The organism is Cryobacterium algoricola, from assembly GCF_004402485.1.
Taxonomy (GTDB): Bacteria; Actinomycetota; Actinomycetes; order Actinomycetales; family Microbacteriaceae; genus Cryobacterium; species Cryobacterium algoricola.
In genome coordinates, this window is record NZ_SOFG01000011.1 from 560,205 (window position 1) to 583,352 (window position 23,148).

The 23,148-nt window shown below is 68.4% G+C and carries 21 protein-coding genes and 1 tRNA gene; 15 read left to right on the forward strand and 7 right to left on the reverse strand.

The genetic code is table 11. The features are described 5' to 3' along the window. Nucleotides 1–315: 315 nt before the first annotated feature. From E3O44_RS09400 to E3O44_RS09415, 5 genes are all read left to right on the forward strand, one after another. On the forward strand, nt 316–1,017 hold the full coding sequence (locus tag E3O44_RS09400) for a winged helix-turn-helix domain-containing protein (protein WP_134534474.1): 702 nt from the start codon (nt 316–318) through the stop codon (nt 1,015–1,017). 471 nt (nt 1,018–1,488) lie between these two features. After that, nucleotides 1,489–1,893 carry a MarR family winged helix-turn-helix transcriptional regulator gene (locus tag E3O44_RS09405; protein ID WP_134534878.1) on the forward strand — a complete coding sequence of 135 codons (405 nt, stop codon included), beginning with the start codon at nt 1,489–1,491 and terminating at the stop codon, nt 1,891–1,893. Between the two features lie 45 nt (nt 1,894–1,938). After that, nucleotides 1,939–2,130 (forward strand): DUF1918 domain-containing protein, encoded by a 192-nt coding sequence (locus tag E3O44_RS09410; RefSeq protein WP_134534475.1) that lies wholly within the window; start codon nt 1,939–1,941, stop codon nt 2,128–2,130. A 169-nt stretch (nt 2,131–2,299) separates the two neighbouring features. Then, nucleotides 2,300–2,470, forward strand: coding sequence for a hypothetical protein (locus E3O44_RS19195; protein ID WP_166792595.1), 171 nt, complete (start codon nt 2,300–2,302; stop codon nt 2,468–2,470). Nucleotides 2,471–2,660: 190 nt separating this feature from the next. Then, nucleotides 2,661–3,629: a DNA-3-methyladenine glycosylase family protein gene (locus E3O44_RS09415; protein WP_166792596.1), complete on the forward strand. Its 969-nt coding sequence runs from the start codon at nt 2,661–2,663 to the stop codon at nt 3,627–3,629. On the opposite strand, the gene E3O44_RS09420 is transcribed toward E3O44_RS09415, so the two are convergent. Beyond that, nucleotides 3,573–4,019 carry a PLDc N-terminal domain-containing protein gene (locus tag E3O44_RS09420; RefSeq protein WP_134534476.1) on the reverse strand — a complete coding sequence of 149 codons (447 nt, stop codon included), beginning with the start codon at nt 4,017–4,019 and terminating at the stop codon, nt 3,573–3,575. The two genes, E3O44_RS09415 and E3O44_RS09420, sit on opposite strands and share 57 nt — an antisense overlap. A gap of 229 nt (nt 4,020–4,248) precedes the next feature. Here E3O44_RS09420 and E3O44_RS09425 point away from each other — a divergent pair, with 229 nt between their 5' ends. The 3 genes from E3O44_RS09425 to E3O44_RS09435 all read left to right on the forward strand — a co-directional run bounded on the left by E3O44_RS09425 (nt 4,249) and on the right by E3O44_RS09435 (nt 8,809). Then, a complete protein-coding gene (locus tag E3O44_RS09425) occupies nt 4,249–4,647 on the forward strand; it encodes a DUF7882 family protein (protein ID WP_174775062.1) in 399 nt (132 codons plus the stop codon). A 65-nt stretch (nt 4,648–4,712) separates the two neighbouring features. Next, nucleotides 4,713–7,505, forward strand: a complete 2,793-nt coding sequence (locus tag E3O44_RS09430; RefSeq protein ID WP_134534477.1) for a cation-translocating P-type ATPase — start codon at nt 4,713–4,715, stop codon at nt 7,503–7,505. A 197-nt stretch (nt 7,506–7,702) separates the two neighbouring features. Next, nucleotides 7,703–8,809 carry a DNA alkylation repair protein gene (locus E3O44_RS09435; RefSeq protein ID WP_134534478.1) on the forward strand — a complete coding sequence of 369 codons (1,107 nt, stop codon included), beginning with the start codon at nt 7,703–7,705 and terminating at the stop codon, nt 8,807–8,809. On the opposite strand, the gene E3O44_RS09440 is transcribed toward E3O44_RS09435, so the two are convergent. Then, nucleotides 8,787–9,446 (reverse strand): class I SAM-dependent methyltransferase, encoded by a 660-nt coding sequence (locus tag E3O44_RS09440; RefSeq protein WP_134534479.1) that lies wholly within the window; start codon nt 9,444–9,446, stop codon nt 8,787–8,789. The genes E3O44_RS09435 and E3O44_RS09440 overlap by 23 nt on opposite strands. Nucleotides 9,447–9,524: 78 nt before the next feature. On the opposite strand from E3O44_RS09440, the gene E3O44_RS09445 reads away from it, so the two are divergent. Continuing rightward, nucleotides 9,525–10,130, forward strand: a complete 606-nt coding sequence (locus E3O44_RS09445) for a helix-turn-helix domain-containing protein (RefSeq protein WP_174775063.1) — start codon at nt 9,525–9,527, stop codon at nt 10,128–10,130. A gap of 18 nt (nt 10,131–10,148) precedes the next feature. On the opposite strand, the gene E3O44_RS09450 is transcribed toward E3O44_RS09445, so the two are convergent. The 3 genes from E3O44_RS09450 to E3O44_RS09460 form a co-directional block, all read right to left on the reverse strand. After that, the gene (locus E3O44_RS09450; protein WP_134534481.1) at nt 10,149–12,644 is read right to left on the reverse strand and encodes a bifunctional lysylphosphatidylglycerol flippase/synthetase MprF; all 2,496 of its coding nucleotides are present in this window, start codon (nt 12,642–12,644) and stop codon (nt 10,149–10,151) included. 211 nt (nt 12,645–12,855) lie between these two features. Next, a tRNA-Arg gene (locus E3O44_RS09455) sits at nt 12,856–12,928 on the reverse strand. Between the two features lie 101 nt (nt 12,929–13,029). Further along, nucleotides 13,030–14,415: an MFS transporter gene (locus E3O44_RS09460; protein WP_241976201.1), complete on the reverse strand. Its 1,386-nt coding sequence runs from the start codon at nt 14,413–14,415 to the stop codon at nt 13,030–13,032. 83 nt (nt 14,416–14,498) lie between these two features. Between E3O44_RS09460 and E3O44_RS09465 the strand changes: the two genes are divergently transcribed. From E3O44_RS09465 to E3O44_RS09490, 6 genes are all read left to right on the forward strand, one after another. After that, nucleotides 14,499–15,236 carry a flavodoxin family protein gene (locus tag E3O44_RS09465; RefSeq protein ID WP_134534483.1) on the forward strand — a complete coding sequence of 246 codons (738 nt, stop codon included), beginning with the start codon at nt 14,499–14,501 and terminating at the stop codon, nt 15,234–15,236. A gap of 116 nt (nt 15,237–15,352) precedes the next feature. Beyond that, nucleotides 15,353–16,972 (forward strand): carboxylesterase/lipase family protein, encoded by a 1,620-nt coding sequence (locus E3O44_RS09470; protein ID WP_134534484.1) that lies wholly within the window; start codon nt 15,353–15,355, stop codon nt 16,970–16,972. Nucleotides 16,973–17,146: 174 nt separating this feature from the next. Then, on the forward strand, nt 17,147–18,931 hold the full coding sequence (locus E3O44_RS09475; RefSeq protein ID WP_134534485.1) for an APC family permease: 1,785 nt from the start codon (nt 17,147–17,149) through the stop codon (nt 18,929–18,931). A gap of 110 nt (nt 18,932–19,041) precedes the next feature. Then, nucleotides 19,042–19,458, forward strand: coding sequence for a hypothetical protein (locus E3O44_RS09480; RefSeq protein WP_134534486.1), 417 nt, complete (start codon nt 19,042–19,044; stop codon nt 19,456–19,458). A gap of 162 nt (nt 19,459–19,620) precedes the next feature. Then, complete coding sequence (locus E3O44_RS09485; protein WP_166792597.1) at nt 19,621–20,040, forward strand: DUF222 domain-containing protein; 420 nt, start codon at nt 19,621–19,623, stop codon at nt 20,038–20,040. Between the two features lie 18 nt (nt 20,041–20,058). Beyond that, nucleotides 20,059–20,856: an HNH endonuclease signature motif containing protein gene (locus E3O44_RS09490; RefSeq protein WP_134534488.1), complete on the forward strand. Its 798-nt coding sequence runs from the start codon at nt 20,059–20,061 to the stop codon at nt 20,854–20,856. A 193-nt stretch (nt 20,857–21,049) separates the two neighbouring features. Here E3O44_RS09490 and E3O44_RS09495 read toward each other — a convergent pair whose 3' ends face one another. After that, the gene (locus tag E3O44_RS09495) at nt 21,050–21,598 is read right to left on the reverse strand and encodes a hypothetical protein (RefSeq protein WP_134534489.1); all 549 of its coding nucleotides are present in this window, start codon (nt 21,596–21,598) and stop codon (nt 21,050–21,052) included. An 11-nt stretch (nt 21,599–21,609) separates the two neighbouring features. Further along, on the reverse strand, nt 21,610–23,142 hold the full coding sequence (locus E3O44_RS09500) for an alkaline phosphatase (RefSeq protein ID WP_134534490.1): 1,533 nt from the start codon (nt 23,140–23,142) through the stop codon (nt 21,610–21,612). Nucleotides 23,143–23,148: the final 6 nt, after the last annotated feature.

A 23,148-nucleotide genomic window follows, 5' to 3' on the forward strand; every position in this document is an offset into this window, starting at 1 on the left:
AGTGGGCTTTACTCACAGTTATGACAACCACTCACCGCCCCCTGACCTCCCTCGAGGCCCTTGGGACTGCCGGCATGATGATGCCCGGCATGCGCGCCGAGTGTTGCCGAATGTGCCGCTGAACCGCGACACCCTCGCCGAGCTCCCCTCTCGCCTCCGAACCCCGTGCAGTAGCACCCCGCGGTTCTGAGTCGGTCGGTTGAACTCCCGGAGCCTCTCCAACGCTCCGCACCCGGTCACAACGACCATTGCCGAACCCGCAACCGCGCAGAGCGCCGGGTTCACCCCAGCATCATCACCCCAAGGACTCCTGCCATGTCGCTCGCACACATTGACACCGCCCGCTCCATCCACAACGCCCGCCCGGCACTCGCCCTGGCGCCGGCCCCCGCCGCTCCCCGCATCCGCGCCGTGCCGGAGGGCACAGAGGCCAGAGGCTTCGTGCTCTACGTCGGCATCGACGAGGCCAAGGCCGCCGCCGCCGGCACCTCGCTGCACCGCATCGTCGAGGCGCTCAAGGCCCTCACCGAGGAACTGGCCCCGAACGCAGAGACCCACGCCGCAGTGGCACTCGCCCCGGCGGGGGCAGGCGGCCGCGACGTCGACGTCGTGCGCCTCGCCCTCCAGGACCCGGCCGCCCTGGCCCGCCACCGTACGGTGGCCGACCCGGACCGTGCCGCCGGCGGCGTGGTCGTGGACATCTCCCGCAAGCGCGTGGTGCTCGACAACGAGACCGCGGCCTTGACCTACAAGGAATTCGAACTCCTGCAGTACCTCGTGCTGCGTGAAGGCCGCACGATCGAGCGTGCCGAGCTCATCGAAAAGCTCTGGGACGCCGCCGACGAGGAAGACGCTCCCAACGAGCGCACCATCGACGTGCACGTGCGCCGCCTGCGCGCCAAGCTCGGCCGCTACGAAGACATCGTGCGTACCGTGCGCGGCGTCGGCTACCGCTTCGACCGTCACGCGGATGTCTCGATCCGCCAGTCGACGACGCCGAGCCCCGACGTCTTCTAGGTTCTCCCCCGTACCCCGGGCCCCGGGCCCCGCACCGACTCTCATCCGCAGTGAGTTGCGGACACAGCACCGTCGCCGCGCGCACGAACGTGTCTTCACCGCAACTGAGAATGCCCGAGGCCTCTGCGCGGGCGTGGGCGGATTCGTGACGCGGACCGGGCGTTAACGTGATTGAGGGCCGGTCGTAGAGGCTTAACGACCGACCCTCTTCCCTTGCACCAAGAGTGTCCTGCAATCACATTTCGCGTCTTCCGCCACAGCAAACGGTTGACGCACAACGAATATATAACGAACCGGTAACGGAAAGCTAGCTGTGCGGCTGTATTCTTTCTGCGAATTCGCCAAGAGCCGTGCAGCGAGGGCTGGCGTAGATTCTCTAGTCTGGAGAGACACGACTGAGGAGGACCGGTGACGGATCGAGCGGCCGCAGTATCCGCCTGGGAATCGCTGTTTCGCGCGCAAGTGGCGATCATGCGCAGCCTCGCGAGCGACTTTCCGTCCCGCGAGATTTCCTTCAACGAGTACGACGTGCTCTTCAACCTGTCCAGGGAGCCGGATCGGCGCATCCGCCTACGCGACCTGAACCAGCACGTTCTACTCACCCAGCCGAGCGTGAGCCGGCTGATCGACCGCCTGGCCTCGCGTGGGTACATCCACAAGGTCACCGACCCGAACGACGGGCGCGGTGCCATCGTCGAGCTGACGGATGCCGGGTACGCGTTGTTCCGCAGTGTCGCGGTCGATCACATGGGCTCGATCTCCGCCCGGTTCGGCGACGCCCTCTCCAACGAGGAACTCGAGCAGCTCACCGCCCTCTGCGACCGGCTCAGGATCGGGCCGGCGGGTTGCCCGCCGCCGGAAGACCTGCCCTGTTGAGAATGGCGGCCCGGGCGTAGTTTGAACCGCAGGAGGTGCGTGGACATGCGCGCAATCATCGGCGACAGGATCATCATTCGCGGCCGGACGGTCGAGACACCGGACAAACACGGGGAGATCGTCGAGGTGCGCGGGCCCGACGGTGAGCCGCCGTACCTGGTCCGCTTCGGCGAGGGCCACCAGAGTGTCGTCTACCCCGGCGCCGATTTCGTTGTCGAGCGCTCCGACACGGACTGACGCCCCTGACGGCGAACCACAGGCGGGCACGAGCGGCGGCGGGGTTCCTTTCCTGTACGGATACATACTTCGACACATCCGTCTAGGGGGTACCGCGACGGGTTTCGAGAGTTAGCGTTGAAGTACACGTTACAAACCGTGGCGGGTAAGAGGATTAGGGGACCTAACCATGCTGATCACGTGTCCGTTCTGTCATTCGCCGGCGCAGCTCACGCCGAACGCCGCGCACGCGAAGCAGATCACCCTGCCGCTCTACGTGCTCAAGTGCTCGGGCTGCGAACGCACGAGTGTGCGGATCGAGCCGGTTCGCAAGCAGCACCTCACGGTCGGGGCGCACTGACCCGGAACCCGGTGTTCGACGGTCCAGGACCCGAGGCTCGAAGCGCACCCGAAGCGCCCTGAGCATCCGGTCGTAATCGTGCGGATGTGTCCGCCCTGTCGGACGCACTCCCTAGGCTGTCAGGGTGGGAACAGCTGCAGGGAGTGACGAGGGAACGGCGCCGTCAATCGCCGCGCCCACAGGGCCCGGCATGCCCGCAGTCGCGCCGGACCTGACGCAGCGGGAGGCGCCGGAACGCGCGCCGTCCCCGGACTGCTCGAGCCGGTGGCGGCCGGCCCATCCGACGGATGTCGGTCTCACCCTCTCGCGCCTGCGCCGAGGCCGGTCAGACCCCACCTTCCAGGTGAGCCAGGACGGTGCCGTGTGGCGCACCACGCTCACCAAGTCCGGGCCGGCGACCCTCCGCCTCACCCAGTCCGGCCTGACCGAGCTACACTGCGAGGCGTGGGGCGAGGGCGCGCGGGAGGCCCTCGAAGGCGCTCCGGACCTTCTCGGGGAACGCGACGATCCCTCGGGGTTCGTCGCGCAGCATCCGCTCGTGCGAGACGCGCACCGGCGCTGGCCCGGCCTGCGGATCCCCCGCACCGGGCGGGTCATCGAATCGCTCATCCCCGCGATCCTCGAACAGAAGGTCATCAGCCTGCAAGCGACGGCCTCGTTCCGCGCCCTCGTCCGCGCGCATGGAACGCCGGCGCCCGGTCCAGCACCTGCGGGGATGCGCGTGCCGCCGTCGGCCAGGGCCTGGCAGCTCATCCCCTCCTGGGAATGGCATCGGGCCGGTGTCGACCCGCAGCGGTCCCGCACGGTGATGGTCTGCCTTGCCGTGGCGCGGCAGCTGGAAGCGGCGAGCGACCTGACGGCGGCCGAGGCGAGCGCACGGTTGCGCGCGGTGCCGGGGATCGGCGAATGGACGGCGGCGGAAGTCGCCCAGCGGGCCTTCGGTGACGCCGATGCGCTCTCGGTCGGCGACTATCATCTCGCCGGGGCGATCGGCCACACCCTGTTCGACGCGGATTTCGACGACGCGCTCATGGTCGCCGCGATGCGCATCTGGCAGCCGCACCGCTACCGGGTCGTCCGCCTGCTCGAGGCCTCCGGGACCCTAGGCAAGCCCCGTCACGGGCCCCGGCTCGCCTTCGTCGACCACAGGGGTCACTGAGGCGGACCCGGGTTCTGCAGCCGCTGCGGATGCTGGAGGCACTTCGGTTGCCGGCGGCGCTGCGGGCGCTGGAGCCACTTCGGGCTCCGCGGGCGCCGAGGGCGTGGTCACCGCTGCCGGCACAGCGCCTGCCGCGGGCGCCTTCCGCCTTCCGCAGACGAAGTAGGTGATCGGCCCCACGAAGTTCAGTCCGATGACGGCGGCCCACAGGAGCTTGGGTCCGTTGACGAGTGCGGCGGGCCGCTTCGCCAGGTCCGCCCACGCGGTCGCGGCGAGCGCCAGCTGCACCGATCCGGCGACGAGGACGCCGGTCTGCTCCCTGGGACTGAGGTCGCTCCAGGCCCGTTTCCGCGCCGATCGCTTCGAGATGGTCTTCCTGGCCGATGTCATACGATCCTCCCCCGGTGCCGCCCTCTGCGGCAGCCGACGACCACAGCGTACGCCCGGTCCGCCGGCCCCGCCCGCACGCCCTGCCAGGCCGACATCCCCGTGATCCGCAGGTTGCTTAGAAGCTCGCTTGATTGGTTGTATTGAGAAAATCTCACGCGTATAACTGGGCAATATGCTTCGAGGCGACATCGATGGCGCTGAGCCTCAGGCCGATCGGGAATGGCGAGCCATGGGATACCTGATGTACAAGGGGATGATCGTCGATTTCGACGATCGGCTTCTCGCTCACCTGCAGATCGTGATCGTGCAGAAGCTCCGCAGGGGCGAGAGTTTCCTGCTCTCCTGGCCCGATGCCGGGAAATCCGGCGGTCACAGTTCGGCGTGGTTGCACCCGTCGATCCCGCTTTACTTCCGGTTCAGTGGTGGGCACGCTCCGAGCCTCAACGAGAGATGGCTGCACTGCCTGAGCGAATCGGCGAACAGTTCCGCCGGTCTGGTCGTGATCGGGGAAGAGGACTCCCTCCTCGATGCAGGTCCACGGCAGGCATCTTTTCCCCACCGACGCACCGAAGGATACCTCGTGCACGCGGCCCCGCTGACGCAGGAGATCACCGCCCGCGGAGACTGAGCGCGGATGCCTCTGGCCGGTGGGCGCGGGAATTCGGTGACCGGGGCGAAGCGTAGCCTTGAACCATGAGCTTGCCGCAGCTCCACCCTGCCGATTCCACTGACCCCGTCGCGTCGATCTATCGGGAAACGGCTGATGAGGTGCTCAGCGCATTCGGCAGCTCGCGCTCAGGGCTGACGACCGGCGCGGCGGACGAGCGGCGCATCCGCTCGGGCAGCAACGCGATCGTCGCCCTCAAGAAGGAGTCCACGCTGAGGCGCTACCTGCGCCAGTTCGCGGACTGGATGATCGTGTTGCTCCTCGCGAGCGCCGCCATCACGGGGTTCCTCGGCGACCTGGGCACCGCGGGCGTCCTCGTCGCCCTCGTCGGCTTCAACACCCTGATCGGTTTCGTGCAGGAGAACCGCGCGGAGAAGACCATGGAGGCGCTCGAGAGGCTCGTCGACCCGACCACCCAGGTCTATCGGGACGGCGTCCTGACCGAGATCGAGTCCCGTGCACTCGTGCCAGGCGACGTAGTGCGACTCACCGAAGGCGCCTCCGTGCCCGCCGACGTGCGGCTGGTCGACACCACCGCCTTCTCCACCAACGACTTCGCCCTGACCGGCGAGAGCGACCCGACCCGGAAGTTCGCCCGGCCGATCCCACACGAGGTTCCGCTCGCGGACCGCCACAACCTGGCGTTCGCGGGCACCAGCGTTGCGACCGGCGAGGCGCTCGGCCTCGTCACCGCCACCGGGATGCACACCGAGCTGGGGCGGATCGCCCGGCTCAGCCAGTCGGCCCCGCAGACCCGGAGCCCGCTGCAGGTCGAGACGGGCAAGATCGCGAAGTACGTCACGTACGGCGTCGCCGTGGTGTCTCTCGTCGTGCTCGTCATCGCCGTGCAGTCCGAACTTCCGCTCCGCGAAGCGATGCTCTTCGCCGTCGGATTCGCCTGCGCCCTCATCCCCCAGGGGCTGCCCGCGGAGGTCAACACCGCCCTCGCCGCGGCCGCAGGCACCCTCGCCCGACAGAATGCCCTTGTCAAGAAGCTCAGCTCGGTGGAGACGCTCGGGGCGACGCACGTGATCTGCACCGACAAGACCGGCACGCTCACCAAGAACGAGATGACGGTCAGCGAGCTCGTCGTCGGCGGCGCCGACTACCGGGTCACCGGAATCGGCTACGCGCCGCTCGGCGTCTTCGAGCCGGAGCCGCGGAGCGGCGCGGCAACGGACCGGTTGCGCGCGTTCCTCACCGCGGGGGTCTTTGCGAACAACGCCCGGCTGGTCGCCCCGACCGGAGACGACGACTGGCGAATCCTCGGCGACCCGACGGAAGGCGCCCTCCTGGTCGCGGCAGGCAAGGCCGGAATCGACCTCGAGGCTTTGCGCGCCGGCTCCCCCGAAATCAGCGAGTTGCCGTTCGATTCCACCCGGAAACTGATGACCAGCATCCGTCGGGGCCCGGACGGAGTCATCACCGCATACTCGAAGGGCGCCCCGGAGAGCCTTCTCGCCCGGGCCACCCTGATCGACGACGGCAGCACCGTCCGCTCGCTCACGGACGCCGACCGTACCGTCCTTCTCGCCCGGCACACCGAGAAGGCGAGCCGCGCGCTGCGCAACCTCGTCTTCGCGACGCGGGTGCTCACCGAAGCGGATGCCGCCAGTGGCGACATCACCGTCATCGAACGCAATCTGACCGTCCTGGGCCTCGTCTCGATGCAGGACCCGATCCGCGACGCCGTCCCCGCCGCCATGACGACCGTGCTCGCCGCCGGGGTGAAGGTCAACATCGTCACGGGCGACTTCTCCCTCACGGCCGAGGCCATCGCGCACCAGGCCGGACTGTCGGGCGACGACGGTCTCAGCATCGTCACCGGCGCCGAGCTCGCGGAGATGCCCGATGCCGAGGTGCTCCGTCACGCGCTCGGCGGCGGCACCGTCTTCAGCAGGGTCGCACCGGAGGACAAGGTGCGCATCGTCGACCTCGTCAAGGCCTCCGGCCACATCGTCGCCGTCACCGGCGACGGCATCAACGATGCGCCGGCGTTGCGGCACGCGAACATCGGGGTCGCGATGGGCGCCTCCGGGACGGATGTCGCCAAGCAGGCCGCCGAGATCGTGCTGCTCGACGACAGCTTCGCGACCCTCGTCAACGCGATCGCCGAGGGCCGGACGATCTACCGCAACATCACCAAGGGCGTGCTGAGCTGCCTGACCTCGAACATCGCCGAGTTCGTGGTGAACACCGCAAGCCTGGCCCTGGCCTCCCTGTTCGGCGTGCCCCTCGCCCTGAACGTGCTGCAGTTCCTCGCGATCGACCTACTCGGGGAGATCTTCCCGATCGCGGCGCTCGGCAAGGACCCCGCAGAAGGGGAGACGATGAAGGACCCGCCGCGGGATTCCCGCGCGCGGATCCTGAACGGGCGGTCGATCGTCGACGTACTCTGGTGCGGGTCGCTGATCGGCGCCTTCGCCATGGTCAACTACCTGGCCTTCTTCACGCGGAACGGAATCGACCCGTTCAGCCAGGCGGTGCCCGCCGTGCCGCTCGCCCAGGCTATGTCGATCACCTACGTCACGATCATGGTCTGCCAGCTGGTCAGCATCATCCAGCGCCGCAGCGTGCACGGGTTCTTCACGAGGTACCAGTTCACCAACGCCTCGTTCTGGTACGCCATCGCGCTCGCGCTCACGATCATGCTCGTCATCGTGTACGTGCCGTTGGTCGCGGGCTTCTTCGGCACGAGCGGGCTCGGTGTCCTCGACTGGTTCTTCGTCCTCTGCACCGCCGTCGTGTTCCTCGGCATCCGTGAGGGTGGTGCGGCCCTTCGGCGCCGCCGCGCGAGCGTACCCGTCCTCCGGGCCTGAAGCATCCGCTTCGCACCGGGGCCGGCACCGCGCCCGCGCCGGTTTCGGCGGCCCGCGACCGCGCCCGCGCCGGTTTCCGCACACCGCGCCCGCCGTTTCGGGCGCGCCCTGCCGAAACCGGTGCGGTGTCGGTCCCGGCCGCGATCTGGCACGCTGGAGGGGTACACCGCTGCACCAGCACCAGCACCAGGAGTTCCATGCCTTTCGCCGACCAACTCATCGGAATGCCGACCGCGGTCGCCCTCACCACGGCGATCCAGGCCGTCACGCCGCACGCGCCGCTCACCGCCCTGCACGAAGCCACCGGGATGCTCGCCCCCTTCTCGCTTCGTGAGCGGAGCGACCTGCTGCGCGACGCCCTGCTGGCCGACCTGCCCGGCGACTACACCTCGTTCGCCGCGACCATCCGCGCCGCCGCGTCGGGACCCGCGCCGTTCACGGGCTGGCTGATCTGGCCGGTGTCGACCGCGATCGCGGTCAAGGGCATCGAGGCGGGCACGGATACCGCCTTCGACGACGCCCTGGGTATGCTCGCCGAGCTCACCGGCCGGCTCAGCTCCGAATTCGCCATCCGGATCCTGCTCGAACACGACCTCGACCGGGCGCTCCCGGTCGTGCTGGGCTGGACCGCCTCGAGCGACGCCGACGTGCGCCGGCTGGCGTCGGAGGGCACCCGGCCGTTCCTGCCGTGGGCACGCCGGGTGCCGGGCATCCTCGCCGAGCCGACCGCGACGCTGCCGATCCTGCACGCGCTGTACCGCGACGAGGACGAGGTCGTGCGCCGGTCCGTCGCCAACCACCTCAACGACCTCAGCAGGCAGCAGCCGGAGCTCGTGGTCGCCACGACGGCCGCCTGGCTCGCCGACCCGGACGCGAACACCGCCCGGCTCGTGCGACACGCGCTGCGCACCCTCGTGAAACGGGGCAACCCGGCCGCGCTCGCACAGCTCGGTTTCCATGCCGCCGACGTGACGGTGGCCGGCCCGGTGCTGAACGAGACGAACGTGCCGTTCGGCGGAACGGTGAACTTCACCGCCAGCATCCGCAACGATGCCCGGGTCACCACCCGCCTGGTGGTCGACTATGTCATGCACCACCAGAAGGCGAACGGCACCCTCAGCGGCAAGACGTTCAAGCTCACGACCCTGACCCTGGAGCCCGGCGAGGTCGTGCTCCTGACCAAGGGGCACTCGCTGCGGGCGATCACCACGCGCAGGTACTACCCCGGAGAGCACGCCGTCGAACTGCAGGTGAACGGCGTGCCGTCGGGCAAGACACCCTTCACCCTGCTGCCGGAGGCCTGACCGGCCGGATCGCCCTGACCACGACGTCGCGCACGGGGGTCGCGTCGTCGTGAGCGGCGGGCGCCTCCCGTCCGCGCGATTCGGCGACCTCGACCTCGAGGTCCTCGCCGGCGATCGCGGCAAGCACGTCGTCGACCCCGAACATCAGCTCGCGGAAGTGCGCCCGGTGCTCGCCGGCATCGGCTTCTGAGACGTCGTGGCCGACGATGAGCAGGGTGCCGCCCGGCGCGACGGCCGCCGCGAGCGCCCGGAACAGCTGGCTCCTGGCGGGCCCGGGCAGGTGCATGAACTGCGACGTGACGAGGTCGAATGAGCGGGGCTCAGGCGACCAGGCGGTCAGGTCGTGCTGTTCCCAGCGGATGCGCGCCGCGGCCGGTCCGTCGACGGACTCCGCCCGGGCGCGCGCCTTGGCGAGCGCGTTCGTCGAGATGTCGACGCCGGTGACCTGCCACCGGCGCAGCGCCAGCCAGAGCGCGTCACCGCCCTCCCCGCTGCCGATGTCGAGTGCCCGGCCCGGTGCGAGCGAGGTGGCTTCGGACACCAGCACGGGATTCGGGTCGCCGCTCCACGCCAGCCCGGGGGCGGCGTAGCGGTCCTCCCAGTAGTCGCGGCCGAACGGGTGTTCCTCGTGTGTCATGGCAGACCTCCTGCACCGATGCTCGGCCAGGAGAAACGGAATCGCCAAGCCCGTTTGCCGAAGTGGCAAGATCGACCCATGGAAGACACATCCGCTTCGACAGAATCGATGCTCGCGGCCGTCGGCCCGCTGCTGCGGGCCCGGCGCACCGAACAAGGCATGACACTCGCCGAGCTGTCCGGCATCACGGGCATCTCGGTCAGCACGCTGTCGCGGCTCGAATCCGGGCAACGGCGTCCCGCGCTCGAGCTGCTCCTGCCGCTGGCCCGGGCCTATGCCGTTCCGCTCGACGAACTGGTCGGGGCGCCGGAGACGGGTGACCCGCGCATCCACTTGCGGCCGACGCGGCACCGCGACCAGACGATCGTGCCGCTGTCCCGCGGTAGCAGCGGCGGACCGCAGGCCTTCAAGCACCTGATCCCCGCCTCGGTGGCAGAGCGGGAGCCGGATCCGAGGGTGCACGAGGGGTACGAGTGGATCTACGTGCTGCGCGGCCGCCTGCGCCTCGTGCTCGGCGCGCACGACCTCGTGCTCCCGGCCGGGGAGGCCGCCGAGTTCGACACCCGCACGCCGCATTGGTTCGGCAGGGTCGGGCCGGGCGACGTCGAGTTCCTCACCCTCTTCGGCCGGCAGGGCGAGCGGATGCACGTGCGCGCGGCTCCGCCCGGACGCCTGGGCGAGTGACTCGCGGCCGCGAGCCTCTCACCGCGCCCCGGTGTTGCGCAGCAACTCCATTGTCTGGGCCGTTGTCAGGTCAGGAAGGTAGGCGTTGGCCAGTGAGCGGCCGATGAGGGGGAGCGTGAGCGGGTCACGGTACGCCAGGTGGAGACTCCGGTAAGACGGGTGGAACTTCGACTTGTATCTGAACAGGGAGGCGAATCCGTAGGAGGGCTCCAGCATCCGCGACACCAGGTTCATGAAATCGGCCAACGGGGTCGGCGTACCGGGTTCCTCCCCAGCCGACGGCGGCATGGTCGCGAGCGGTGCGCCGGAGAGGCTGAGGGTCGCGAGACCGTCCTTCTGCATGCGCAGGGCGGCGGAGGCGATCAGGAATTCCATGATTCCGGGCATGCTGTCGTCCGCTCGCCGCATGAAGTCGAGCGTCCATCCGACTGGTGCGCCATCCCGGTAGACCGGCAGCCAACTCGTGATCGCCTGGATGCGATGGTCTGCGTCGACGGCGAGCATGAGCCGCACGTCCGGGTCCTTGAGCTGCTCCAGACCGCCCAGGGTGAAGCCCATCTCCGGGAGCGCCTTCTCGCTCACCCACTGCTCTGAGATCGCCCGCACCTGGGTTTGCGAGTCGCTGGAGAGGTCGGTATAAGTCACCCACTGCGCCGTGATGCCCTGCTTCAGTGCGCGATTGAGCGGTGTTCGCACGTTCTGCCACGACTTGCCCGTGAGGGAGAGGGTGAGTGGATCGATGAGCGTCTCCACGCCGACGGGCACCGAGGACCACCCGAGTTCGTCGAAGTAGGAGAGATACTCCTCGTGAATGCTGTAGAAGGCCACGACCCAGTTCTGGCTGTCGCAATACGCTATGAATTCGAGGATGGCGTCTCGTTCCGTTCCGCTGGCGCAGAGCGGGTCGGACACCGTGATCGCCACTCCCCCGACGAGTCGGTAGGCGACGGCGGAGTCGGTTGTGTCGCTGAACCAGTAGCGGTTGCCGTCCCACGTGGCCATGAATCCGTAGGTGCCGGCCCCGCGCCTGATGAAGCGACGGATCGTGTCCTGCCCCATCGTCGCATCCGCAGGGACGACGGTCGAGATCAGCAGGCGAATGAGGCAGACACACACGATGGCCCAGAAGACCGGTCCCATCCACTGGGACACGAACTGGGTGAGGGGGTCCCTCGACATGAAGAACACGTCGCGTGAGAGGACGAAGTTCACCGGTACGAATCGAAGGGGGATGCCGAGGGCGAGGTTCCCGGGTTCGAGTGCGGGCGCGAAGCTGTCGATGGTGGCGCGGGCCACCACGAAATAGCTCGCCGAGAGCGCGACGAGTGCCGCCCCGCTCACAACCCAGAACTGACCGATTCGACGCGAAGTCGAGACCAGGCGGAAGTTCCGGCGCGTGACGATGAGCACAACCGCCACGCTGACCGGGATAAGGATCGGGCCGCCGATCCAGACGATGATCTCGACGATGTCGATGGAGGACGCGGTCGCCGACCCATCCCCCTGATCCAGGGCGCTGGCCACATAGACGGTCGAGAGGACGGCGAGGACGACATTCATGATGATCGCGAGCCACCAGGCCGCCCGCTTCCCCTGCCGGAGACCATAGGCGGACACGAGCAGCAGGACGAGGGGAACGAAGAGCATGACGACGGATCCGGGGCTGTGAATCGCCAGAAAGGCCTGGTCGTGCGCGCAGGCCAGCACGGTCTCCTGTGCACAGGCATCGCGGACGTCCTCGATCGCGGGGAACGGGTCGCCGAAAATCCAGCCGAACAGGGACAACACCCCTGAGCCGTTCGACGCCGCTGAGATTGCGGGTCCGATCGCACTGATCGCCACCGCCAGGGAAACCAGAGTCCTGGTCTCCGTGTGCGTGCTCCTGTGGAGATTGAACCGCGCCCGACGCTCGTGCAGGATCTCGCCGAGGAAGAGTCCGAGAACGGCGGCGATCAGCCGATAGGCGTCGGCGGAGGTTCCCCCGTACAGCGCCAGGACGAGAAGAGTCGCGAAACCCCAGACACGAATCCTCCTCCGCACCAGCGGCCCTGCGAAGGCGCTCGCGGCCAACGCTGCTCCCGCGATCGGGATCACGGGGTCCAGAGTCGCCGCGAAATTCATGTCAGTCGACCACCACTCGCCGATGCGTCCGCCGCCCCACTGGAGGAGCACCCCGAGACCGACACCGAGGAGACCCGTGACCGTCATGGCCAGCAGTAGTCGGGCATGGCCAAGGGAGCGCTCAGCCTGGGGCAGGATCACGAGGCACGCGAAGACGACGACGATGAGTTGGGCCGGGCTGTCCACCATGACGAGTGATGAGACGATCGACCACCAACGACCGGAGCCGATCGTCGAATCCGCGTCGGCGCCCCACGACTGCGCCGTTATCGGGGAGAGGGGACCGAACAGCGTGCCCGCGATTCCGGATGCGACGAGAACAGAGCACAGGAACAGCAGACTCACCGGCATCGACATCAGATAACGGCCGACGTAACGCCGAGCGTGCTTCACGTCTCGTCCCCGGAACGGGCACAACAACCGCCGACCCGAACGCACAACCTGCAGACGTCCAACACACTTCCCCCCGGTACGATCACAGTCCTGATGACGGGGTTTAGCGTACAAGGATTCCCTGAGAGCTCGAAGGCGCTCCCGACCGGTGGCTGGACATGCAAAAAGCCCCGTGAACAGGATTTCTCCTCTGCACGGGGCTTTTGTACTGTGCGCCCGAAGGGATTCGAACCCCCAACCTTCTGATCCGTAGTCAGATGCTCTATCCGTTGAGCTACGAGCGCATGTGCCAGGCGAAATCCTTCGCGAAGACAACTTAGAAACTATAACAGATTTCCGGGCCCCTCCCGTTCGAGGGCTTGCGAGAGACACACGGATGCTGCGCTCAGGTGTGCTCTCCGGCCGCCGGGGTCCCGGCATCCGTCATGCTCTTCGGGGTGCGGATGCCGAGCCAGGAGACGAGGGCGCCGGCGAACATGAGCGCGGCGGTGACCACCAGGACCCGCTGGAACCCGGCGACGCCGAGCTGTTCGCCCGCGATCGTGCCGGCGAGCGCGATCATGATGAGGCCGGCGACCCGGGAGACGGCGTTGTTGATCGCCGAGCCGATTCCGGCCTGCTCGGGGTGGATGGAACCGAGCACGGCGCCGGTCAGGGGTGCAACCGTGATCGAGAGCCCGAGACCCACGACGGCGATGCCGGGGATCACGGTGCGCCAGACATCCACCGGGGGAACGGCCAGGGTGAGGAGGAGGAAGCCGCTGCCGGCCACGATCGGGCCCAGAGTCATGAAGAGCCGCGGGCCGAACCGGGCCGCGAGCCCGCCGAACAGGGTCGAGAAGAACAGCATCATCAGGGTCGCCGGGATGCCCGCGAGTCCCGCGCTCGTCGCCGAGAGGCCGCCGACCTGTTGCAGGTAGACGGCGAAGATGAAGAAGCCGAGGCTCAGCGCGCCGTAGATGCCGACGGTCGCGAGGTTGCCCGCCCAGAAGTTGCGCGCCCGGAAGAGGCCGAGGGGCATCATCGGGTGCGGGGCGCGGGCCTCCCACCAGAGGAAGGCGGCGAGGGAGAGCAGCCCGACGATCAGGGGCAGGTAGACGATGGGACTGCCCCAGCCGAGCCTGCCCTGCTCGATGAGCGCGAAGACGGGACCGCCGAGGCCGACGACGGCGAGGCACGCCCCGGCGACGTCGATCCGGGCGGTCGGACCGGTGCGTTCCGGTTCCCGGACCCCGGCGAGCACGATGAGCGTCGCCGCGATCGGCAGTACGTTGATCGCGAAGACGAGTCGCCAGCTGCTCGTGTCGACGAGGACGCCGCCGAGGATGGGGCCGGCGATGCCCGCGATGCCGGTCCAGCCGGTCCAGGCTCCGATCGCGCGGCCCTGCGCCGGTCCGGTGAACGTCGAGGTGATGAGGGCGAGGGAGCTCGGGACGAGCAGGGCGGCTGCGGCACCCTGCAGGATCCGCGCGACGACGAGCGCGGCGCCCCAGGGTGCGACGGCGCAGGCGAGCGAGGTGACCCCGAACCAGATCAGCCCGACGCGCAGCACGCGCACCCGGCCGAAGGTGTCGGAGAGCGAGCCGGCAACGAGGATCAGGGCGCCGAGGGAGAGCAGGTAGCCGTCGACGACCCACTGCTGCAGCGTGAGGCCGCCGCCGAGTTCGCGGGAGATCGCGGGGAGCGCGACGTTGACGATCGAACCGTCGAGGAACGCGACGAAGGAGGAGAGGATGGCAACGATCAGGATCCGGCGTTCGCGAGGAGTCACCCGGCAATTCAACCCCGGATCCGGGGCAAAGTGAACCCGAACCCGGGGTAGCCGGTGCGCGGAGCGGGTGCAACACTGGCGCCATGACCCCGCCGAGCCGCAACACCCAGGCCTCATACGACTACTCCGGACTGCGTGCGCTCTTCATCAACTGCACGCTCAAGCGCAGCCCCGAAGCCAGCAACACCCAGGCGATCATCGACCTGAGCATGAACCTGATGCACGAGCAGGGCGTCTACGCCGAGACGATCCGGGCGGTCGACCACGATATCGCGACCGGTGTCTATCCCGACATGACCGAGCACGGCTGGAAGACGGATGCCTGGCCGGCGCTCTTCGACAAGGTGCAGACCGCGGACATCCTCGTCATCGGCGGCCCGATCTGGCTCGGCGACAACAGTTCGGTGACGAAGCGCGTGATCGAGCGGCTCTACGCGATGAGCGGGGAATTCAACGAGAAGGGTCAGTACGTCTACTACGGCAAGGTCGGCGGCGCCATCATCACCGGCAACGAGGACGGCGTGAAGCACTGCTCGTCGAACATCCTCTACAGCCTGCAGCACATCGGCTACTCGATCCCGCCGGCCGCTGATGCGGGCTGGATCGGCGAGATCGGGCCGGGGCCGAGCTACCTGGACTCCGGGTCCGGCGGCCCCGACAATGACTTCACCAATCGCAACACGACCTTCATGACCTGGAATCTGATGCACCTCGCGGCGATCCTGAAGGCCAACGGCGGCTTCCCCGCCTATGGGAATCTCCGCAAGGAGTGGGACACCGGAGAGCGTTTCGGTTTCGAGCCCAATCCCGAATACCGCTGACCCGGCAGCCGGCCAGCCCCAGACCCCGCACCCCACACGATCACCAGCAACACACGCGATCGCCAGCCAGACGAAGGACCCAGACAACTCCAGAAGATTCCCACGAGGAGGACCGCATGTCCACAGCAGTGACCCTCGACGACGAGCCGCATCCAGGCCCCAACCCCGGCCTGGGAGCACCCGTCCGCTCCGTTCCCCTCCCCCGCGGTCGCCTCGACGTCCGCGTCACCGGCGGGGTCGTGCGCGGGGTGCACGAGGACAGGATCCTGGCCTGGCGGGGGATCCCGTATGCGGCACCACCGGTCGGTGACGGTCGGCTCCGGGCACCGCGTCCGGTGGAACCGTGGGAGGGCATCCGCGATGCCTCGAGGTTCGGCACGATCGCCTCGCAACCGCATCGCGGTCAGTTTCGCGCCCACGGGCCGCGCAGTGCCTCGGGGGAAGACTGCCTCACGATCAATGTGATGCGCCCTGCCGCGGCACACCGGCGCCGCCTTGGCCTGCCGGTGATGGTGTTCATCCACGGCGGTGGCTACAGCGTGGGGTCCTCGCAGGACTTCACGGGCCGCGGCGAGCGCTTCGTGCGGAGCGGCCACGTCGTCTACGTCAGCTTCAACTACCGCCTGGGTGCGCTCGGCTACATCGACTTCACCAGGTATTCGACACCCGAGCACCCCTTCGAGAGCAATCTCGGGTTGCGCGACCAGGTCGCCGCCCTCCGTTGGGTGCGGGACAACATCCGTGCCTTCGGCGGCGACCCGAACAACGTGACGGTGTTCGGGGAATCCGCCGGCGGGAACGCGGTCGTCACGCTGATGGCGACACCGTCGGCCGAGGGTCTCTTCGCGCGTGCGATCGCCCAGAGCTCGCCGTCCAACGCCGCGTTCTCGCGCGAACTCACGGAGGCCTGGGCCGAGGAGGCCCTCGAGGAGGTGCGGACGCTCACGGAAGCCGACGCCGGAGCGGTCGGCCTTTCTCCGGACGAGCTGCTCGCTCTGGCGCCCGCCGACGTGATCTCCCAAGCCGTCGTCGCGGTGCAGACCCGGACCCCGGACTCGAACCCGGGCACCTTCTGCCTCGTGCCGGTCGTCGACGGCGACTTCCTGCCGGAACGACCGGTCGACGCCTTCCGCGCCGGCCGCGAACACCGGGTCCCGCTCATCATCGGTTCCAACGAGCGGGAAGGCACCCTCTTCCGCGGCAGGGTCGACATCCTGCCGCGCTCGGCTCCCCGGATCAGCGCCATCTTCGGGCAGGCGCCGCAGAGCTCGCACGAGGCGATGCGTGCGGCATACGCGGGGTTGTCACCGCTGCGCGGCTCCGTCGATTTCGGCAGCGACTTCGTGTTCTGGTACCCGAGCCTGCAGCTCGGGGAGCTGCACTCCCGGGTCGCGCCGGTCTACGTCTACCGCTTCGACCTCGCTCCGCGCCTGATGCACATGCTCGGCTTCGGCGCGACCCACGGCATCGAGCTCTTCGCCCTGTTCGATCAGGCGGACCTGCCCGTCGCGCGGATCATGAGCATGCTCGGCGGTCGCGAGCCCTTCATCAACGCGGGCGAACGGATGCGCCGGCACTGGCTGCACTTCGCGGTCACCGGCCGTCCCGATACCGGTTGGCCCCGCTACACCGAAGACGACCGACTGACCCTGATCATTGACGCGGAGGACCGCGTCGAGTCGGATCCCCGCGGGGACCGGCGTGCCGTGTGGCAGGAATTCCTACCCGACTGGTGATCGTGGGATCCGCCCGCGGCTCGAAGACATGCGAAACCGGAACATTCTGCAGGTGCGGGCCGTGAGAAACGGGGGTAGAACGGTGTCAATCACGATCGCTCACCGCTGAGGGACCGCGTTCGCCCTGTTCCGCACTGTTGCCGGCCCCGGTCGGCCCTCATCTGGGGAGTACTGATGACCGATAGCGCTTCGTCCCACGCCGGCGAGAAACGTTCAGACCAGGTCGACAGCAAGGGGTTGAAAGGCGGAGCGCTCGGCCTGCTGTCGAGCGTGGTCGTCGGGATGGCGTCGACGGCCCCCGCCTACAGCCTCGCCGCGAGCCTCGGGTTCATCGTCGCGAGCGGCGGCGCCCTCCTCGCGGGTGTCAAGGCACCGGGCATCGTGTTGCTCGCCTTCGTGCCGATGTACCTCATCGCCGTCGCGTACCAGGAACTCAACAAGGCGGAGCCGGACTGCGGGACGACCTTCACGTGGGCGACCCGGGCGTTCGGCCCGATCACCGGCTGGCTCGGCGGCTGGGGCATCATCGCAGCGGACGTCATCGTGATGGCCAACCTCGCCCAGGTCGCCGGCTCGTACTCCTTCACCTTCATGGGCGACCTCGGGCTGACCGGCGTCGCCGACCTCGCGAACGACCAGTTCTGGTCGACGGTCGCCGGGGTGATCTGGATCGTCATCATGACCTGGATCTGCTACCGCGGCATCGAGCTCTCGGCCCGCATCCAGTACGTGCTCCTGGGCATCGAGGTCGTCGTACTGATCATGTTCGCCGTGTTCGCGCTCATTCGCGTCTACACCGGGAGCGCGGAAAGCTACTCGCTGACCCCGACGCTCGACTGGTTCAACCCGTTCACGCTCGACTTCGGCAGCGTGATCGCCCCGGCCGTGCTGACCGCCGTATTCATCTACTGGGGCTGGGACACAGCCGTCTCCGTCAACGAGGAGACGGCCGACCCGAGCAAGACGCCTGGCCGGGCCGCCATCATCAGCACCCTGCTTCTGCTCGGCACCTACGCCCTCGTGACCGTCGCGGCGGTCGCCTTCGCCGGCGTCGGCACCGACGGCGTGGGCCTCGGCAACGACGCGAACTCGGCGGACGTCTTCGCCGCGATCGGGCCGGCCCTGTTCGGTGACAGCACCCTCGGCAACCTCGCGATGCTCCTCCTCTCGGCGTCGATCCTCACCTCGGCCTCCGCATCGACGCAGACCACGATCCTGCCCACCGCCCGCACGGCGCTGTCGATGGGCGTCTATCGCGCTTTGCCCGCACGCTTCGCGAAGATCCACCCGCAGTTCCTCACCCCGACCTGGGCGACCATCGCCATGGGCGGCGTTTCGATCGGGTTCTACCTGCTCTTCACCCTGATCAGTGTCCAGCTGCTCGGGGCGCTGATCGGTTCCGTCGGTCTGATGATCGCCTTCTACTACGGGCTCACCGGTTTCGCGTGCGTCTGGTATTACCGCAGGTCGATGTGGTCGTCGTTCCGGAACGTGATCATGCGGGGCCTGTTCCCCCTGCTCGGCGGCCTGATGCTGACCGCGGCCTTCGTCTACGGGCTGCAGCAGTACGCCACGGTCGACTGGCTCACCGACGATAACGGGGACAACGTCACGATCTTCGGCATCGGCGCCGTCGCCGTCGTCGGGATCGGCGCGCTGGTGCTCGGTGTGGTCGTGATGCTGGTCTGGTGGGCGGTCAACCCGAATTTCTTCCGTGGCCGCACCCTGCCGCGCCAGACAGACGATCTCGTGCTCGCCACGACCGAAGCGGAGTCGATTCCACGGTTCGGCCTGCCGGATTCCAAGCTGATGCCGACCATGATCGCGCCGGACCTGTCGAACCTTCCGCCCGGCCAGACGGCCGTCAATGCCGAAACCGGCGAAGAGGTCACCAGACCCGGCGCACTGCCCCCGACCGACACCCAGCGGCACCCGCGCGCCGAGAGCGACGACCAATAACCGGCGGGTGATCGAACGGTTTTGTCCTCAACAGACACTTGATCACCGAGAGTTTCCACAGACCTGAGCCATGCTCAGAGAGTGTCGGCGGTCGGTCGTAACGTGGGGGCATGACAAACCTCCCGGAGTCGCCCGCTTCACCGGATCAGCCGCAGGTCGGTGCATCTCCCCGTGCATCCTTCACCGTGCTGGTGCCGGATGCTGTCGCGGCGCTGGGCGGGTCATCGGCGGACTATGACGCGCTCAGCGACGAGCAGGTGCTCGCCGGGCACGCGTTGATCGCGAATTCCCGGCGGGCGCTGGAGACGTGTGCCGCGTGGATGGCGGCGACCCTCGCCCGCCGGTCCCGGGCCGAACTCGGCGGGAAGGGCCTCGCCGCCCGGCAGGGGTACCGGACCCCGGAAGACCTGCTCCAGGCCATCTCCGGGTCGAGCAAGATCGACGCGGTCAAATTGCTCGGCGTGGGCCGGCTGCTCGTCGAGGCCGACGCCGCCGAGAAAGCCGCCCGGGAAGCCGCCGAGGCATAGAAACGACTCGACGGGACCCCGACTCTCGACGGGCATGGCGGACGTGACGGGAGGGACGGGCGTGACGGGAGCGACGGGATCGACGGTCAGGCTGGACCCGACGGCCCCGACAGGACCGGCGGGCAGCCGCCCCCCGACGGGACCACCCCGCACCTGCCGCCGGTGCCGGCCGCCGCTGTGGCGCCCTGGCACGCCCCGATCGGCCGGGCCCTCGGCGAGGGCTGGCTCAGCGTGGAGAAAGCCGACGCGCTCCGGAAGGGTCTGGGCGACCTGGACAAAGCGATCACTCCGGAGAAACTCGCCACAGCCCTCGCCCGCCTCCTCACCGAAGCACGAACCCTGAACGCCGACCAACTGTTCAAGCGGGCCCGCCGGATGCGGGACGTGCTCGATGAGGCCGGCATCGCCGCCCGCGAGAAGGCCGCCTACGACGACCGGTCTCTGCGGTTCTACCGCCTCCACACGGGGCAGGTGCGCATGGTCGGCCTGTTCGCCCCGGAAGACGGCGAATACCTGATGAGCACCTACGACGCCATCACCAGCCCCCGCCGCGGCGGGGTCCGCTTCGTCGACAAGGCATAGGCCGCCTGGGCCAAGCGCGTGCATGACGACCCACGCAGCACCGAGCAGCTCACCGCGGACGCGTTCCTCGCCCTGACCAAACTCGGCGTGAAAGCGGACCCCAAGCGCATCGCCGGCGGCCGCAACCCCGCCGTCCGCATGGTCACCATCCGCCCCACCGGCACCACACCCGCAGGGACCTCACCGACCAGCCCGACGGCCGGGAGCACACCCGCCGAGGCCACGTCGGCCGGGACCACATCCACCGGGGTCGCGGCCACCGGGACCGAACCGAGCGGGCCAGCTCCCGAACCCTCGGCCGCTCCCACAACCGATACCAGCGTCGATGCCGGAGTAGGCCACCGCGCCCCGACGCCAACGCTCCAGCCCGGCGTGATCGAGGGGACCGCGGTCACGGTCTCCTCCGAGACCATGGAGCGGAGCCTCTGCGACAGCGGACTCCTCGACGTCACCTTCGACGACCACGGACACGGCCTCGACCTCGGCCGCGAGCAACGCACCTTCAGCCCCGCCCAACGCACCGCCCTCGCCATCCGCGACGGCGGCTGCATGTGGCCCGGCTGCGACCGCCCACCCTCCTGGACCGAAACCCATCACATCGAGCACTGGAAAGACGACACCGGGCAGACCAACCTCGACCACGGCGTTCTGCTCTGCCGGGCCGACCACCTCCGACTTCACAACGAACACTGGCGCATCACCCGCGACGACACCGACCGCTACTGGCTCACCCCACCACCCCGACTCGACCCCGACCAGACACCCATCCTCCTCACCAGCACGAGCCCGATCCGGCCCGAGGAGGGCCAGCCCTGATCCTGGCCAGGCTCACGTCGTCAGGTCCACGGCACCAGGCGGACGCACGCTGCGAGAATCGACGACGACGGCCGGAACGGGTGCACAGGCACCCGGCCCGGCCGCGTTCGTAGATGGAGCGTTCGCAGTCGACTCGGTTACTCTCGACCCATCCGGTGACGGGTCGTTCGGTGGCGGGTCATTCGGTCGCAGGTCATTCGTTGACGAGGACCGGGACCCCGATCGACGCAGCCACGGCCCGACCGGACACGTCCGCGGGTACCGCGATTGTGAACTCCAAGCGCTCTTCGGGTGGCTCCGCGTGAGTGGCGTCCTCGACCAGGTGGTGGACGAAACGCGCGTTGCCGACCAGAACACCCTTGGCGTCATAGAACCCGGCCAGCACCTCGAGGTCGAGCACGTCACTCACGTCGCTCGTCACGCGTACGGCACCCGAGACCGAACCCCCGTCGAAGGCGAGGTCCTCGAGCACGAACCGGTCGTCGAACGGACCGGCCGCCGCAACGATCGCCCCCGGGCTCGGGTGCACCTGGACCAGGCTCTCCAGCTCGGGGTCCCCGGTCGCCGGCGACAGTCCGGCGAACGTCGCCTGGGGAGTGAACGGCGTCACGGGTCCCTCCATCGCGGCGACCGTTCGCGCGTCACCGTTTGCTCCGGCGGCCGCCGCATACACGGTGACTCCGACGACAGCACAGAGGGCGACGACGCTCAGCGCCGCGGCGATTCCGGTTCGGGTCTTCATACCGGGTCCGACTACACGACGCGGAGCGCGCGTCCGACGATTCCGAAGAGCGCCGTGTTGTCGACCGTGCCCTGGAGCTGTTCCGACCCCGGTCCGGTGGCGAACACCGGGACATCCGCCCCGGTGTGGTTACCGGAGAGATAGGTCAACCAGAGTCCGGCATCCGGAGATCCGTCGACGACACCCGCCGCATCCGTGGGGGTGCGGAAGGTCGCCGGCCCGAAGTTCTTCGGGTCTGCAGCGCCGGCACCGTTCACGATGCCCGTTGAACGCGCGGCATCCTTCGAATTGGACGGCCGGGTCGGGGTGGAGTTGTTCGCGGTGTTCCCGCTGTCGACGTTGGCCGGCGGGGTCCCGGCCTCGGCGTTCGTGAAGGTGCCCTTCTCGATGATGTTGAATCCGGCGCACTCGTGGTCCGCGGTCACAATGACCAGGGTGTTTCCGTCGCGCTTGGCGAAGTCCTTGACGACCGCGACCGCGTCATCGAACGCCTTCATTTCGCCGAGGGTCTGGGCGGCATCGTTGGCATGCGAGCGCTTGTCGATGAGTGCGCCTTCGATCTGGAGGTAGAACCCCTTGCCGCCCTTTCCGCTCCGGTCGTCCTTGTTTCCGTTGCTCTTGCCCTTCTGCAGCAGGTCGATGGCCTTGCTCGCCATCTCCGACAGGGTCGGTTCCTGTGCCTGGACCGAAGACGGGTTGTCCTGTTTGGTCTTCTCGACGGTCAGGTTGCCCTTGTTGAAGAGTCCGAAGACCTTGGCGCCGGAGGCGGAGGCCAGATCTGCCTTCGTGGCGGTCGACTGGCCGGCGATGGAGCCGAGGACCGAGTAGCCCTGTCCCTTGAGCGCCGTCTCATCGGCGGCGTCGAACCGGCTGAGCCCACCACCCAGGATGACGTCCGCCGTTCCGTTGCGGGCGATCTGGTCGGCGATGGGGGTGACCCGCACGTCGCTCGTCGGGAGGGCGGCTCCTGTGATGGACAGGTCCTGGCAGGCCGCATCGGAGTACACCGGGCCCTGGCACCCCCTGGCGAGGGCGTGGCTCATCTGGCCGGCGGGAGTGGCATCCGTGATCTCAGCGGTCGAGACGTTGCCGGTGCGGTAGCCGGCCTTCTTGGCCAGTTCCATCATCGTGGGAACGACAGCACCCTTGGCGTCGACGCCGAGTGCCGCGTTGTAGGTCTTGACACCGGAGGACCAGGCCGTCGCGGCGGAGGCCGAATCGGTGACGGGATTGGGCTTGAAGTCGGCGGCGCCCGGCTGCCCGGAGAGCTTCTCGACGGCGTAGGTGCTGACAAAGCCCTGAGCAGGCAGGGTCTCCATGGCCAGCTTCCCAGCGGCGCCGTAATAGCGTTCGCGGGCGGCCGTGACGTGGGTACGGCCCATGCCATCGCCCAGGAGGTAGATGACGTTGGTGGCGCGTGTCCTGTCGTTTCCGTCATCGGCCGAGGCCGTCAACGCGGCACCGCCGAGTCCGGTGAGGATGACGCTCGCGACGAGTGCGGTCACGAGGCTGGTCGACGTGAGAACGGAGGTCTGTCTCTTCATGAGGAT